Annotated in this window: 11 protein-coding genes; 5 read left to right on the forward strand and 6 right to left on the reverse strand. The window is 57.1% G+C overall.

Annotated features, from left to right (window positions below):
- Positions 1 to 48 precede the first annotated feature (48 nt).
- Positions 49 to 5214 carry a dermonecrotic toxin domain-containing protein gene (locus EE949_RS08010; protein WP_122663821.1) on the reverse strand — a complete coding sequence of 1722 codons (5166 nt, stop codon included), beginning with the start codon at positions 5212 to 5214 and terminating at the stop codon, positions 49 to 51.
- A gap of 128 nt (positions 5215 to 5342) precedes the next feature.
- A complete protein-coding gene (locus EE949_RS08015; protein WP_122663822.1) occupies positions 5343 to 5906 on the reverse strand; it encodes an NADPH-dependent FMN reductase in 564 nt (187 codons plus the stop codon).
- 294 nt (positions 5907 to 6200) lie between these two features.
- On the opposite strand from EE949_RS08015, the gene EE949_RS08020 reads away from it, so the two are divergent.
- Positions 6201 to 6413: a hypothetical protein gene (locus EE949_RS08020; protein WP_122663823.1), complete on the forward strand. Its 213-nt coding sequence runs from the start codon at positions 6201 to 6203 to the stop codon at positions 6411 to 6413.
- A gap of 287 nt (positions 6414 to 6700) precedes the next feature.
- Here the strand turns inward: EE949_RS08020 and EE949_RS08025 are convergent, their stop codons facing one another.
- From EE949_RS08025 to EE949_RS08040, 4 genes are read right to left on the reverse strand one after another with little or no spacing between them, the layout of a single operon-like run.
- Positions 6701 to 7252 (reverse strand): GNAT family N-acetyltransferase, encoded by a 552-nt coding sequence (locus EE949_RS08025; RefSeq protein WP_122663824.1) that lies wholly within the window; start codon positions 7250 to 7252, stop codon positions 6701 to 6703.
- Positions 7253 to 7292: 40 nt separating this feature from the next.
- Positions 7293 to 8051, reverse strand: coding sequence for a DNA polymerase III subunit epsilon (gene dnaQ / locus EE949_RS08030; protein WP_122663825.1), 759 nt, complete (start codon positions 8049 to 8051; stop codon positions 7293 to 7295).
- On the reverse strand, positions 8044 to 8496 hold the full coding sequence (gene rnhA / locus EE949_RS08035; RefSeq protein WP_122663826.1) for a ribonuclease HI: 453 nt from the start codon (positions 8494 to 8496) through the stop codon (positions 8044 to 8046). The genes dnaQ and rnhA overlap by 8 nt, the downstream gene beginning before the upstream one ends.
- 30 nt (positions 8497 to 8526) lie before the next feature.
- Positions 8527 to 9288, reverse strand: a complete 762-nt coding sequence (locus EE949_RS08040; protein WP_122663827.1) for a class I SAM-dependent methyltransferase — start codon at positions 9286 to 9288, stop codon at positions 8527 to 8529.
- 70 nt (positions 9289 to 9358) lie between these two features.
- On the opposite strand from EE949_RS08040, the gene gloB reads away from it, so the two are divergent.
- The 4 genes from gloB (at position 9359) to EE949_RS08060 (ending at position 15785) form a co-directional block, all read left to right on the forward strand.
- Positions 9359 to 10138, forward strand: coding sequence for a hydroxyacylglutathione hydrolase (gene gloB / locus EE949_RS08045; RefSeq protein WP_122663828.1), 780 nt, complete (start codon positions 9359 to 9361; stop codon positions 10136 to 10138).
- A gap of 99 nt (positions 10139 to 10237) precedes the next feature.
- Complete coding sequence (locus tag EE949_RS08050; protein ID WP_122663829.1) at positions 10238 to 11824, forward strand: lytic transglycosylase domain-containing protein; 1587 nt, start codon at positions 10238 to 10240, stop codon at positions 11822 to 11824.
- A gap of 281 nt (positions 11825 to 12105) precedes the next feature.
- A complete protein-coding gene (locus EE949_RS08055; RefSeq protein WP_122663830.1) occupies positions 12106 to 13935 on the forward strand; it encodes an extracellular solute-binding protein in 1830 nt (609 codons plus the stop codon).
- On the forward strand, positions 13932 to 15785 hold the full coding sequence (locus EE949_RS08060) for an extracellular solute-binding protein (protein ID WP_122663831.1): 1854 nt from the start codon (positions 13932 to 13934) through the stop codon (positions 15783 to 15785). The genes EE949_RS08055 and EE949_RS08060 overlap by 4 nt, the downstream gene beginning before the upstream one ends.
- The last annotated feature ends 1 nt before the right edge of the window (position 15786 follow it).

Here is a 15786-nt window from a genome sequence, read left to right on the forward strand (position 1 = left end):
CGGTCCCACGACTATGATCAGCGCTGCATATCAGGTCATGTCACGGAGTCAAAACCGTTCGCGCCCCAGTAGCGTCACCAGCAAGGCCATGGAATCGGCATTGGCCAGTATCACCTTGGCGCGTATCTGCGCATCGTCCAGGAATATGTCTCGTGCAGCGTCAAGGCTAGAGACGCCAGTCAACTTCAGCACCTTGCTCTTGGCGCCACCATCGCTGGTCTTGAGGTCGCGCACGGTCCCGTCCTCCTCCTCCACCTTGAACAAATTATCACGAGGGGTCAGATGCGAGAGCCGGCTCTGAACTCTGGCCTGCTCCCTCTTCAGGCCCATGCGGTACTCACCCACATCCTCGAGCAGGTCTAAATACGGTCGGTCTGAGTCCAGATACGCGATATCTTCCGTTTTCCCGGCCATGTGGGACAGCTCATGAATCAACGCCGTTCCACGGAAATGGACGCCGACGTTAAATCCACCCAGCCTCGATTGCGCGGGTTTCAGGCGCACAAACGGCGTACCGAAAAAGCGCTCACTCAGAAACACTCTTTTCAGCGGATCATCGGTGTAAGTGAATGCCGTGACAAGCCGGGATTCGATGTTGTTGGTGCCCGTCACGTAACGCGGTGATGAATGCGGAGAAAGCGTGGGGTCGAGTAGCAGTCGATAAATATCAGTGATCGCCAGTTTAACGGGAATGACAAGCGCATTAGTTAAAGCCCTGACGCCAAAGAAATCCTTAAGAATTTGCTCGACACGAGGATCAAGAACACGACTGGGGGAGCGTAAAGTCAGATTATCTAGGGCGTTCCGGAGGTAGACCCTGGCCTGCCGATGAGCTTCGACCAGTTGCGTAGACTTCAGCGGATACAACCGCTGGATCTCGGCCACCCCACGCGCTTGCACGTTAAAAATATTGTCCACGTTGTAGTCAATAATGTCAGTCTTGAGTCGAGTCAGCGCCCCGCCGTTACGCCGCCTGCCAACGCCCGTGCCAAACATCCAGTGTTGCTGGGCATCAAGAATGATCTGAGGCCCCTCTTTTCCGCCTGCAATAACGTGCCAGCCACCGGGTCCGCTACGCACCTCGTAGACCCTGCCGGACACCGCGGCGTATTGCTTGCGGGTGACAGGACTGTTGAACACATGACGTGTATTGTCTTTTTCCAACTGACTCAGAGAAACATCATGCACCTCAAACTCGCGCAACATGACCTCCAGATCCTGCTGCATTTGCGGGTCATACCAGTGATGTTCGGACACATCATCAGGGTCGCTGTCGCCTTCCTGAAGTTGCACGGAGGCCTCGTTCAATTGCTGACCCGTAGTAATCAGCACCAGCAAGGCCGCCGCAAATTCAGCAACAGCCTCACCCCACTGTTTATCCTGGGCTGAGTCCAGCGATGAATGTAATAAATCCTTTGCCTGCCATAAACCCACCAGCCCGCCGACCCTGCCGGGTAAAAACGTCAGCGACTGCTCGACGCCCAGTAACATCAAATGATGCCAATCAGCGCGGTCGGCCTCTGCCGTACTCACGCTGTTTTTTCTGGCCATCAGCAGCATCACCTCCTGCGCAGCCCGAAACAGGCTTAACAGGAAGTTTTCCTGAACCGCCTCGACCTTCAAGTGCACCGGGCCTGGGTTAGAGTCCCCCAAATCGGTAAAACCGCCTGTGACCCAGGAAAGCCGAGGTGTCAGAAAACCTCCTCGCTGATAGACAAAACGCACGCTCGGATCCAGACGCTCCAGCACCAGGGCTTGCAACTCGGTACTGGTCTGCAAATCGGTAAGAAATGCCTCTTGGCTGGCATACTCCTTAAAGGTGTAAGCCGCGCTGGCAACAACATGCAAAATCCATGGGCCCTTATCCTCACCTTGCGGACCAATCAGATAAATCCCCGCGGCGACATCCGGCAGATAGCCAGCAGCAGGCACCAACTGCAGCGGGCTGAAAATGATCGCTTTCCCGTCTACAGGCAGTCGGGCGAACCCATCCGGCATGTTGATCAGATTTTCGATAAAGCCGTAAGCGGTGCTGGTCAATAAGCCCTGGAGCTTTAACTGGAAAGCCGTCAGCAGCAATGCACATGGCGCCTGCTCTACAAACTGACCGAGTCGTTCAAGGTAGTCCGGCGAGGTGTCACTGAATTTGCCCTTCAGGTATTGCTGATAACCCGCACCGATATCCAGAGTTCGGGCCATATTGCGCACATAGATAGCATCCAGCGAAGCAGGCAACGATGTCGCGTTGCTGGCTGAAACACTCAGGGATGCGTCCTGAAAATTGGAAAAGCGATTGATCGCGAAATCAGACAGGTTTTCGCTGACCGTGCTGGTCGCCGCAGGAATCGACGAAGGTATCTGCCCTATCCCCACCGGTGCTGCGCTGTAGTGCGTGAGGGTGATCAATATCTGCTCTGGGTCCAGCTGCGCGGCGGGGAAATCCTTTTGCAACCGCTCGCGGACCTGTGCCGCGGTGTATTGATCCAGCGATGCAAGAGAAACCACTCGTTGTCGGGAGGTGTAGAGCTGCCAAAAACGCATCAATAGCCGTCTGAATGCTACCAGGTCGCTTTCGGGGGCTTTACTCAGCCAATCAGGCATGAGCCTTTGCAACAAGGTGAACTCAAGTCGACAGGACAACGTATCAATGACTGTTCGTGACTTATCGTCCGACGCCACTGGAGCAAGCATTCTTTTCAGAAGTCCGGCATCGGCCTGCCAGTCAACAGCCGTGCGGTAAGCTGATTCGATACCAAGGCATTGTCTGCTCAGCTCATCCGCGACGATACGCTCGATGAAATCCTCGTCGACCCTGGCCAGATTGATGGTGAGGGACGGTATTGCGGTGCGACTGAAAAATGCTTGAAGCACGGGTTTATCGGATTCTGCGAGCAGGTTCAGCCATCGGTCTCGGGATCCGGGATACGCGAGCCTGGCATTGAGTTCGAGCTGGAGTGCGCTGATGCTTTCAAACTCCATGAGGCCGAGCACCGCAGAACATAGCAACGGTTTACCGTCGCCTTTCAGGGGCTGCTGAAGGACGAACACATTAGTGAGTTGCAAGGGTGGCTGACTGCTGTCGTAAACCAGATAAGGAATGGACACTTCGACGGCCTCGAAACCAAATCGCTCACGAAGCTTGAACAGGGGTCGGTCCAGCACTTGCTCAAGCATATCCAGCGCATTTTTACCCACCTCGGTGGATGAGCGGTGCATGCTCAGGGCAAGTCTGATCAGCCCCTCCTGAATCAGGCGAGAGGCATTAGCCGAAATCACTCTGGAACCGCGCACCCGCAATTGCGAACCATAAAATGCCCTTACCTGATCCAGGTACTCCTTGGCAAAGCTCTGACGGGCACGACTCATTACGTGATCGAGCAATTCCGGCGTCAGCCACGACAGTTGCCTGGCGTAAGCAGAATCAGGTGGATCGACGTAAACCTTGCAATACTCAGGCACCTTGGCTCCGCGATGCCCGGTGACCTGGTCGAGAAGCAGCACAGACAAACTCACAACGCCGCCATCGTCATCGCGAAACCACATGCGCTGGGCATCCACGCCACCGTGCAATACCGAAAAATAGCGATTCAGAAGTCTGCGAGCGCATTCAGAAACGGTTGGGTGAGCGTCGAAAATACTGTCGACCCGCATGCGTGCATCACGCAGGTAGGTAGCCCATAGCAGGGGCGCAGCCTTGCTGGCGTCCTGGATGTGGATACCCAACGCGGAGATTCTCGACGGTGAACTGAAGCGGGTCCAGAGCTGTTCGGAGCCAGCCAGTGCCTCGTTCCACTGCGTTGTCTCACCGGCAATGACCAGACGCGGGTCAATCAGATAGCGAATATCCAGTGCAACCTCAAGGGATACCGAGGCTTGAGCGGGGGACTTGAAGGCAGATTTCAGGATGTCGGCAAGGTTGCGCTTTTGCAGTGCAATCACTGAATCGGCGAGCCTTATGAGTGGAATCTTGCTCACCGGGTCCAGCCTTAGGTGAAGCGCGCCTTGAGCGCGCAACAAGTTGTCATCGTTGAGCGACGTATAGTCGAATATTTCGGGGCGGCCCTCGATACCGGAGAAATGCTCAGCCACCGCGCCTACGCTGTTGAACCTTCGCAAGCCGCGTTTAGCGCAATACAGAAAAATATCCGACAACGGCTCTGGGGTGAATCCGATCAGCACGACGCCCGCCAGCTTCAGCGGTTCCTGATCGGCTATCGCGACCGAAACCCGCGACATTTCTACGCTGTCTGATACTCGCCCATCGGCCTGACACAGAGTCTTGAGCTCGGCGTATTCAGCAGCGGTGACCGTGCAGTCTTGCCGAGCACTCAGCAAATACTGTCGAAAACAACCGATGAATGCCTGACCGAGCACATCACGACGGGTCATGCCGTCCGCTACCCAGGCGCGCCAGTAATTATCCAGAAGGTTTTCATAGACACCGGCCAGAGCGCCTGAAGCTCTGGTGACCGCTCGTTGCCATGAGCTGGCAGCTTCCCCCGTCAGCTCATTGCCTTTGATGTCCAGCCATTGCTGTCGTATTCCGCTGATCAACGGCGTGCCACAAAAACCCCGTATTGCCACATCAACGAGCGTCTGCGTGCCCAGAATGGCACCCTTTTGTGTGCCGTCCTCAACCTGCTTGATCTGCGCGATATGGGTGAGCGGATTGAGCTGCGAGCCGGGAAAACGAGTGGCAACCTCTTGTTTCAGTGCTTCGCCCATGGCGGCGCGCAGTGACGGCAAAAGCTGCAGGCAACGAGACAGCTGCTCAAGCTGCTGTGCCTGCTGATCAATGATCGAGAGCATCCGGTGCCCGGACACCTCGCCTTCGATCTGCTCGTATTCGAATTGTGCCGGGTCGCCACTTTGCAAACCGAACCGCGCGGTTAACCCGGCCACCAGTGCCTGACGAGTGCTAAACCTCTCTACGCCATTGAGAGAACTACAGAGATAAACCTCGGGGGTGAGATTCGTGGCGTCGCTGATTAGCAATGCACCCGCCAGTTCAGCGTGTATCAGGCCGTCGTCACCGCGGGTCAATCGATCAACTCGCGGCGGGGTCGTCTGGTCGTCACCGGGCTGGACGAGTAGCTCCAGCCACCGCGCCTGCTGGTCGGTGATGCGCCCGGCTTCCAGCGCATCGGCAATATCCAGAGGAAATCGCGAACTGAGCGACTCGGAATAAAACCAGGGGGAATCTGTGGATGACATGACAAGTTCCTTTTGCAATGAAAACCCATCGCCTCACAGGGCGATGGGTTGAAAGAGCAAAGGAGCTTATCGGGGGCTACTTCATTGCAGACGGTACATAAAGCAGCGCATTGCCGAATATGTCGGCCTCAGGCCTTATGATTCTGCTCAACCCAGGCGGCGTAGGCATTGATGAATGTCTGCAGGAAAGGCCTGGTCTGTTCTGACAAGGTGCCTGACGCATCAAAAAATGTACCGGCGTTGCCCAGGTAGGCTTCAGGCTGCTGCAGGCACGGCACGTTGAGAAAAACCAAAGACTGGCGCAAATGGTGATTGGCACCAAACCCGCCGATAGCGCCAGGCGAAGCGCTGATCACGGCCCCGGGCTTGCCACTCCAGGCGCTTTTGCCGTAAGGACGAGAGCCGACGTCAATGGCGTTCTTCAGCGCCCCTGGTACCGACCGGTTGTATTCCGGCGTCACGAACAACACGCCGTCGGCCGCACTGATTTGCTGACGAAATGCTGTATAGCTTTCAGGGCTTGAGGTCGCGGTATCGATGTCTTCGTTATAAAGCGGCAGATCACCGATTTCGACGATCTTCAGTTGCAGGTTGGCCGGAGCCAGTGTGGCGAGGGCCAGCGCGATCTTACGATTGATGGAATCAGCCCGCAGGCTGCCAACTACCACAGCGATCGAATAAACCTGACTCATGGATATGTCCTTCAACGAATGAAAAGAGCCATTAGTTATAGATCAAGTCGGTGCCAAGGTGCAGATTGCATTGCAGCGATGGGAGATTAAACAGCACAAACGGTCCAAAATCCCTACGCCGACTATTTTTTAATCGCAGGCAAACTACCCGTCAAAACAGCGGTCTACTTCGCTTGATTGCACGCTGCGTGCTACGTCTGTCCGAGTCTTGCGGGATACGGACCCTGGCGCTCGATGCGCAGTGTTAGCATGCAAGGGTAAAACAGGCGGTTATCTTCAGAGGTTACAAAGCAAATGGCTTCAATCAAGGTTGGACAATTTCATGCACGCGACGCCGAAGGCCGCATTTATTCAGTGCATGAATTCCGGGAATCACAGCTCGCCGAGGCGGGTGGCACGGAGCCTGTTTCAATCTACAAACTGGCGATTGGCGACAGGGTCAATCACTTGGGCGGGGATGAGTTTCAGTTGGTCCAGTCCGGCATTACCATGACCCGTACTTCCTGAGAGTGACCCATACGAGGTCGCTCGATATCACTGACACAGCGCTGTTGCGCAGCAAACAGAGGACTGGTAGGACCGGATTTATCCGGGAAGGCGGCATTGCTGACGATAAAAGTGCGGCGAATGTGACGGCCCCTTCCCGAATAAATTCGGTCCCACGGGTTCTGTATGAAATCAGATAACTACAGGTTATTTGATGAGAGCAGCTTTGGTCGCGAGCGGGCCAGTAAATAACATCTTCACTGCCTGATACTCACTCCTCCCGGCTAAAGCCAGCCCTCCAGGGTTGGTCAGCTAAACAACAGATACCAGAAAATCGCAGACTCGCGCGTCTGGGGGTCAATGGCGCGATAGCGCAGGTGGTCAACCCCGCCCATCACAAAGCCATAGCTTTCATACAACCGGCAGGCAGCCAGATTATTGTTCTGGGTTTCCAGCATGATCCCCGGCAGGTTCTGCTTGCGCGTCCAGAACTGCGCGACGTCCAGCAGTGACCGCGCCACGCCGTTACGACGCGCTGATGCATCGACGGCCAACTCATCGATGTGCGCAAAACCATTCCAGTGTCGACTCAGGACCATGTGCCCGACGGCGCGCTCGCCCAGCCAGGCAACCATTACCGTACTGTCTGCGGCATCCCGATAGTCGCAAAACTCCTGAGAATCGATGCCGTAGTTTTTACTGTAAGGCTCCACGGCCTCGACCTGCCACTGCTCAACGCTCTGCCCCACCTGCGCCGCCGCATAACCACTGACGGTGAAGGTGAATTCGCTGTTGAGGATGTAGTCCTCGAAGCATTCGTCTGCAACGCGAATGCTCAGTGCCGGATTAGCCAAGGTCATGACCTCGTTAAGCAGCCAATGAATCGGTCGAGCCGGTGGGTCACGCCTGCTGGGCAGCCGCCGCTTCCTGCAACTGGACCCACAACGCAGGTGCACCAGCGGCCTTCGCGATGGCAGCCATGCGCACGTAGTGCTCGGCCTGCTCACCTTCGCTGGCACGAATTACCCGGCACTTCTGCCGATCGGCGGGCAGACGGCGAATTTCGGTCGCGGTATTACCCGAGCCTTCACCGGAGCCATTGCCATCACTGGCATTACCCGCCAGGGACAAGCTGGTCTGGCCGCCGGTCATGGTCAGATAAACGTCAGCAAGAATCTCGGAGTCGAGCAATGCGCCGTGCAATTCACGGCCGGAGTTGTCGACGCCATAACGTTTGCACAAGGCATCGAGGCTGTTGCGCTGGCCCGGGTGCCGCTCACGAGCCATCATCAGGGTGTCGAGCACGGTGCAGTGCTGAGTGATGTCAGCCCTGTCTTGCTGGCCGATCAGCGCGAATTCGTTGTTGATAAAACCAACGTCGAACGCCGCGTTATGAATGATCAGTTGCGCGCCTTTGATGAATTCGAAGAACTCATCGGCCACTTCAGCGAAACGCGGCTTGCCCACCAGGAATTCGTTGGTGATGCCGTGGACGCCAATCGCGCCCTCGTCACTTTCCCGGTCAGGCTGCAGGTAAACATGGAAATGCCGCCCGGTCAGGCGACGGCCCATCAGTTCGACACAACCGATCTCGATGACGCGATGGCCATCAGTGACCGGCATACCGGTCGTTTCGGTATCGAGTACAACACTACGCATGTTTGATGCCTCTTACTTCGTCCACACCCCGGTTAGCCAACTGGTCGGCCCGCTCGTTGCCGGGATGACCAATGTGGCCACGCACCCATTTCCAGGTCACGGTGTGGCGATTGACTTGTTCATCCAGCAATTTCCAGAGGTCGGCATTCTTCACCGGCTCCTTGGCTGCGGTCTTCCAGCCCCGCTTCTTCCAGTTGACCATCCACTCGGTGATGCCTTTCATCACGTATTGGGAGTCAGTCACCAGCAGGACTTCACAAGAGCGCTTGAGCTCTTCAAGGCCGCGAATGGCCCCCATCAACTCCATGCGGTTGTTGGTGGTATTGGCTTCGCCGCCCCACAGTTCCTTTTCAACGCCCTTGCAGACCAGCAAAGCGCCCCAGCCGCCAGGCCCGGGATTGCCCTTGCAGGCGCCATCAGTGAACAGTTCAACGGTATCGCTCATTAATACATCCAGAATTGGTGGGCTTCAGCGCTACTCAGGCTCGCAGGTATCGCGATTGACCTTGGCCATCGGCAGCGGGATCAGCTTGCCCATTGGCTCGCGACGTAATTCGCGCAATGGCCGCAATCCTACCACCAGCTTGCGCGCGACCAATAAATAGAAGCCGCCGCCCGGGCTTTGCCAGCCATCGCCGAGCCGTTCGAGACCCGCCAGACGAGCTTGCCAGCTCGCTGAAGCAAGCGGCGGACGATAGCATCCGAAGCGGCGCTTCTCCAGTGCAAAGCCCAATAGATTCAGCCAGTCGGCGACCCGAGATGGAGAAATACAGCGCGCCTTGTGCAGCGCGTCTTTGGCAAAAACGTGCCGCAGGCCCCATGCACTCCAAGGGTTAATGCCGACAATCAGCAAATGCCCGCCAGGCCGTACGCTGCTGGCCGCCTCGCGCAACAACCCATGAGGCGACAGGCAGAAATCCAGGCCATGCTGCATGACAACGACATCGGCGGCGTGCTCGCTGAGCGGCCAGGCCTGTTCCTCGCAGACAATTTCCACACCCGGCAGCGGCGCGCCCAGACGCACATTACGCTGGACCTGCTGCGCGGCCGGCGGGGTTTCGGCAGAAGGGCCGTAGTGCACCAGATAGCCCCCAAAAAAACGCCCGAGCTCTTCTTCCAGAACCCGCCGCTCTTCCTGCAGTAAAAGCTGGCCCAGCGGGCCTGACAGCCAGTCACGCGCTGAACTGATCAGCGCTAGCCACTCAGGATCAGCTTGTGCGAATGCTTCATCGGTCATGTGTGATCCTCGCATCAAGCGTCATCAGACTCTAAGATGCCTTATTGTTTCCCGCCAAGCGAACTGCGCCATGATACAGATCGATGCCCTGCCGGCTTTTACTGACAATTACATCTGGTTGTTACAGGATCCTGCAAATAAACGCTGCGCCGTCGTCGACCCGGGAGACGCTGCACCTGTCATCAACTGGCTGGAGCAACACCCCGACTGGACGCTGAGCGACATCCTGATCACTCACCACCATCACGACCACGTGGGTGGGGTCGTGCAACTCAAACAGTACACCCAGGCCCGGGTACTCGGTCCGGCCGACGAAAATATCCCCGCCCGGGATGTAGCGCTCGTCGATAACGACCGCATTAATGTGCTGGGTCTGGATTTCGACGTCTTCGCTGTACCCGGTCATACCCTTGGCCATCTCGCTTTTTATCATGCGGCATCCGAAGCCCCGCTTTTGTTCTGCGGCGATACGCTCTTCGCAGCAGGATGCGGACGGCTGTTCGAAGGTACGCCAGTGCAAATGCACCAGTCGCTAAGCCGACTGGCCGAGCTGCCGGATGCGACGCTGGTGTACTGCACTCACGAATACACCCTCAGTAATCTGCGCTTCGCCCAGGCCGTGGAACCTGATAACGCCGACATCACGAAACGCCTGGCACAGGTCACCCAGTGGCGCAGTGAAAACCGCATCAGTCTACCCTCGAATCTTGCGCTGGAACGTCTCACAAACCCATTCATTCGCACCAATGAAACATCTGTTAAACAAAAAGCAGACGAACGGAACGGTACCGAAAATCAGTCGCCAAGCGAGATTTTTGCTGCCTTGAGGGCTTGGAAAGATACGTTCTAAAAAGCGCGTTCTTGAGCGCAAAATCGTTGAAAGGTTGACCATTGGCAGGGGTGTTCCTAGAATCGCCCGACATTTTCGCCTGGAACTATCTCCCAGCCAATGTCGTCATCTATACGCAGAACCATTAATCCAGACGCATTGACTCGGTTAGCTCAGGCTATTGCTGTAGCCGTTAGCGCCACGCTTGCCGGCTGCCAGACCACCAGCCACGTCGAACCCAGCAGTAGCCACCGCACGCCTAACCTGGCGGCGGGAATCAAGCAGAAACCGATCTTTCTCACTCATAAACCTGCCCCACTTGCGCCACCGCAAGATGTCTGGGAGCGGATGCGTCAGGGCTTTCAGTTGCAACAAGGCAACGACCTGAACCCGCGCATTGATCAGCAACGCCTCTGGTTTGCCAACAACCCTTCGTTCCTGGAGAACGCAGGCGAGCGCGGCAGCCTTTATATGCATTACATCGTCGAGCGTCTTGAAGAGCGCAATATGCCGCTGGAACTGGCGCTGCTGCCAGTCATCGAGAGCGCCTACAACCCGATGGCGGTATCGCGCAGTAAAGCCGTCGGCCTGTGGCAGTTCATCCCCTCGACCGGCCGCTATTTCAATCTGCGCCAGACCAACTTCTACGATGGGCGTCGTGATATCCAGGCATCCACCGTTGCGGCGATGGATTACCTGACACGCCTGCACGACATGTTCAACGGCGACTGGCTGTTGGCGCTGGCGGCTTATAACGCTGGCGAGGGAACGGTCAGCCGGGCAATCGAGCGCAACGAAAAACTCGGCCTGCCCACGGATTACTGGAACCTGCCCCTGCCGCAGGAAACCAAGGACTACGTGCCCAAGCTGCTGGCCCTGTCTCAGGTTGTATTGGCGCCCGAAGCTTACGGCGTGAACCTCAACCCGATTGCCAATGAACCGTATTTCGAAGTCGTTGAGCTGAACCAGCGCATGGACCTTTCCAAGGTTGCTGCGATGGGCAACATCGACGAAGACGAGCTGATTCAGCTGAACCCCGCGTTCAAGAAGCACATGACGATTGACGGTCCCAAGCATCTGCTGGTCCCCACGGCCAAGAAGCAATTGCTGACGGCCAGCCTGTCGAACATGAAGCCTCAGGAACTGGTGGACTGGCAGCAATACCGGGTTCGCAAGGGCGACACACTCGCCAGCCTCGCCAGCCGCTATCAGGTTTCGGTGAGTTCGCTGAAAAGCTCCAACAAGCTGTCTGGCAACAGCTTGCGCGTGGGTCAGTCCCTGAGCATCCCGACGCAGCCGGGCTCGACGCCTTCGCAACCGGTGTTCGAAACACTGGCAAGCACTGAAAAACCAGCTCGCAGCAAGAATTACACGGTCAAAAGCGGTGACAACCTGTCGATCATCGCCAAGGCCAACAAGGTTGACGTCAAAGAGTTGCAGCGCTGGAACAAACTGTCAGGGCAAAACCTCAAGGTTGGCCAGACGCTGGTGATGGAAGACAACACCGCCAGAGCCAAAAGCACGGCGACTGCCAGCGCCAAACCGGCTGACAAGAAGTCCATGCAGTACAAGATCCAGAAAGGTGACTCGATGTATCTGGTCGCCAAGCGTTTCAACGTCGAGATGCAGCATCTCAAGCGCTGGAACCCGCGCAGCGGTTCGGCACTCAAGCCGGGCCAGACGCTGACGGTCTATTTGCCGCATTGATTGAGTTTTCCATTCCCGCTGGTCCACCATAATCTCAGGCTTATGGTGGACCAGTGGGACCGAATTTATTCGGGAAGGCAATATTCCAGGCAATACACAGGCTGCGGATGTACCGCCCCCTTCGCGAATGAATTCGCTCCCACGGGAATTGTGCTTGCAGGCCTACATAGAATCTCCCACATGAGACCGCCGCACTGCAGCACCTCACTTGGCCGCAACCCTTTTTCCTGTCGATACAAGCTGTTACTGTTGACGACCCAAAAGCCCAAGCCGTCTGGATCGTGATACGTCCCTTCCTGTTCATCATCAGCCTGGCCTTGAGCTTTCCCGTCTACGCGGCCATCAGCGAAAGCCATGGCTACGCGCAGTTTGGTGTTCTCAAGTATCCGGCCAGTTTTACGCATTTCGACTGGGTAAACCCCGAGGCGCCGAAAGGTGGCACCTTGAGAATGATGGCTTTTGGCTCGTTCGATACACTGAACCCCTATACGTTCAAGGGCAGCAGCCCGATTTCCACGGCCAACTTCCTGCAATACGGCGTCAATGAGCTCAATGAGCCATTGATGGTCGGCACGGGTCAGTACGACCCGTCCGGCGACGAACCGACGTCGAGCTATGGCCTGATCGCGCAGAGCGTCGAGTACAGCGAAGATCGCAGCTGGGTAGTCTTCAATTTGCGTCCGCAGGCTCGCTTTCATGATGGCAAGCCGATTACGGCTTACGATGTTGCGTTTTCCTATCGCACCCTGCTCAAAGACGGTCATCCGCAGTACCGCACGGCCCTGCAGGAAGTGCAGAGGGTCGATATCCTCAATCGCCACCGTATCCGCTTCGTGTTCAAACGCACGGGCAATCCACTGTTGATCCTGCGTTTGGGCGAATTACCGGTGCTGCCGCAACACTATTGGAAAGATCGTGACTTCAAGGCCACGACATTCGAGCCGCCACTGGGCAGTGGGCCGTACCGGATTACCAAGGTGCAACCCGGCCGCCAACTGGTCTTCGAGCGGGTCAAGGATTACTGGGGCAAGGATCTGGCGGTCAATCGCGGCAAGTACAACTTTGACCGGGTTGAAGTAGAGTTCTACCGCGACAACGACGTGGCCTTCGAAGCGTTCAAGGCAGGCGAGTTCGACATCTACATCGAACATCAGGCCAAAAACTGGTCCACGGGTTACAACTTCCCGGCGATTGCCAATGGTCAGGTTATCAAGGCGCAGATCGAGCACAAGATTCCGACCCAGACCCAAGGCCTGTTCATGAACACCCGGCGCAGCATGTTCGCTGACGCAAGAGTGCGTGAAGCACTAGGGTTGATGTTCAACTTCGAATGGACCAACCGTACCCTGTTCAGCGATGCCTATTCGCGGACCACGAGTTACTACCCGAACAGCGAATTTTCAGCGACCGGCCTGCCCACCGGCGCCGAGTGGCTGATGCTGTCGGCTTATCGCGAGCAACTACCCGCGAGCCTGTTTACCCAGCCGTTCAGCGTGTCGAAAACCGACGGTGGCGGCATCCCGCGTGAAACCCTGCGCAAAGCCTTGAAGCTGTTTGGCGAAGCAGGCTGGAAGTTGTCGGACCATGGCCTGGTGAACGCCAAAGATCAACAACTGCGCTTTGAGATCCTGCTGGTAAACCCAAGCCTTGAACGTATTCAGCAGCCCTTTATCGAGGATCTGCGCCGCATCGGCATCGACGCTCGCTTACGCACGGTAGACCGCGCTCAGTACAAGCAGCGGCTCGACCAGTTCGATTTCGACATGATCAGCATGACCATGGCGCAAACGCTCAGCCCCGGCCTGGAACAGTGGCAGTACTTCCACTCCAGTCAGGCCGCGATCAAGGGCAGCAAGAATTACGCAGGTGTGGCCAATCCGGTGGTCGACGGCCTGCTCAATCAACTGCTCGCCGCGCAGACACGGGACACTCAAGTGGCCGCCGCGCGCGCACTGGATCGCGTCCTGCTGTCACAGCACTACATGATCCCCAACTGGTACCTGAACAATCATCGCCTGGCGTACCGCAACCGGTTCGCCATGGTCACCACCCCGCCCTACACCCTGGGTTTGCGTGCGTGGTGGTTAAAGCCTCTGGAGAAGACCCAATGAACCCGTTGCGTTCCCTGCTCAAGCAGGCTGGCGGCCTGTTGCTGGTCGGTATTGCCTGCACCGCCCAGGCTGCGCCCCAGCATGCCCTGACGCTGTATGACGAAGCGCCAAAGTACCCCGCCAGCTTCAAGCATTTCGACTATGTGAACCCGGATGCGCCCAAGGGCGGCACCCTGCGTCAGGCGGGCTTCGGAGGCTTCGACAGCCTCAATCCGTTCATCAACAAGGGCACGCCTGCTGAAGACATCAGCCTGATCTACGACACGCTGGCCCGCTCCAGCCTGGACGAGCCGCTGACCGAATACGGGCTGGTGGCCGGGAAGATCGAGAAGGCACCGGACAACACCTGGGTGCGTTTCTACCTGCGTCCCGAGGCGCGCTTCCATGACGGCCACGCCATCCGCGCCGAAGACGTGGAGTTCACCTTCAACACCCTGATCAAAGACGGTGCGCCGATGTACCGGGCTTACTATGCCGGCGTCGACAAGGTGGTCGTCGAAGATCCGCTGCGGGTGCTGTTCAAGTTCAAAGACAGCCACAGTCGCGAGTTGCCTTTGATCCTTGGCCAACTGCCGGTATTGCCCAAACACTTCTGGGCCACTCGCGAGTTCAACAAAGGCAACCTTGAATTCCCGTCGGGCAGCGGCCCTTACAAAGTCGCCGAAGTAAAAGCCGGCCGCTCGGTGCGCTACGAACGGGTCAAGGACTATTGGGCCAAGGACCTGCCGGTCAACCGCGGCCAGTACAACTTTGATGTGATGAACTACGACTACTATCGCGACAGCGATGTGGCGTTGCAGGCACTCAAAGCTGGCCAATACGACTACCGCCTGGAAAATACCGCGAAAAACTGGTCCGCAGCCTACGACATCCCTGCTGTGCGCGAAGGTCGGTTGATCAAGGAGGAGCTGCCCAACGGCAACCCGCAAGGGATGCAAGGCTTTGCCCTGAATTTACGCCGCCCTTTGTTTCAGGACCCGAGAGTGCGTGAAGCGCTGACCCTGCTGTTCGATTTCGAATGGACCAACAAGCAGTTGTTCAACGGTTCCTATACGCGCACCAAAAGCTACTTCGACAATTCGGAAATGGCCTCCAGCGGCCTGCCCTCTGCCGCGGAGTTGAAGCTCCTGGAGCCGTTGCGCGGCAAGATTCCTGATCGAGTGTTCACCGATGAATTCGTGCTGCCGACCACCGACGGCAGCGGCATGATTCGCCCGCAAATGCGCCGTGCTTACCAATTGCTGCAAGAAGCCGGCTGGCGAATCAAAGATGACCAAATGACCGACGCACAAGGCAACCCGGTCAAGCTGGAGTTTCTGATGGCGCAGACCGCCTTTGAACGGGTCATGCTGCCTTACAAGCGCAACCTCAAAGACCTCGGCATCGAACTGACTATCCGCCGCGTGGATGTGGCGGAGTACATGAATCGCCTGCGCTCGCGGGACTTCGACATGATCGTCAGCAGTTTCCCGCAATCCTCGTCGCCGGGTAACGAACAACGTGAGTTCTTCCATTCTGTCAGCGCCGACCGCACCGGCAGCCGCAACTTCATGGGCCTCAAAGACCCGGCAGTGGACGCGCTGGTCGATGGCCTGATCAACGCCGACTCGCGGGAAAGTCTGGTCGCCCATACCAAGGCGCTGGACCGCGTGCTGCTATGGGGTTTCTACATGGTGCCTAACTGGCATATCAAGAGCTGGCGGGTGGTCTACTGGAATCATCTGGCGCACCCGCAGGCCAAGGCGTTGTCGGATATTGGCCTGGACACCTGGTGGGCAAAGCCGGATGTACAGCCTGCTCCGCCGCAGCAACCTGTACCCGATGTAAACGCCGAGAAGGAGGAGCGCTGAC

It is taken from the genome of Pseudomonas viridiflava, assembly GCF_900602065.1.
Lineage (GTDB): Bacteria > Pseudomonadota > Gammaproteobacteria > Pseudomonadales > Pseudomonadaceae > Aquipseudomonas.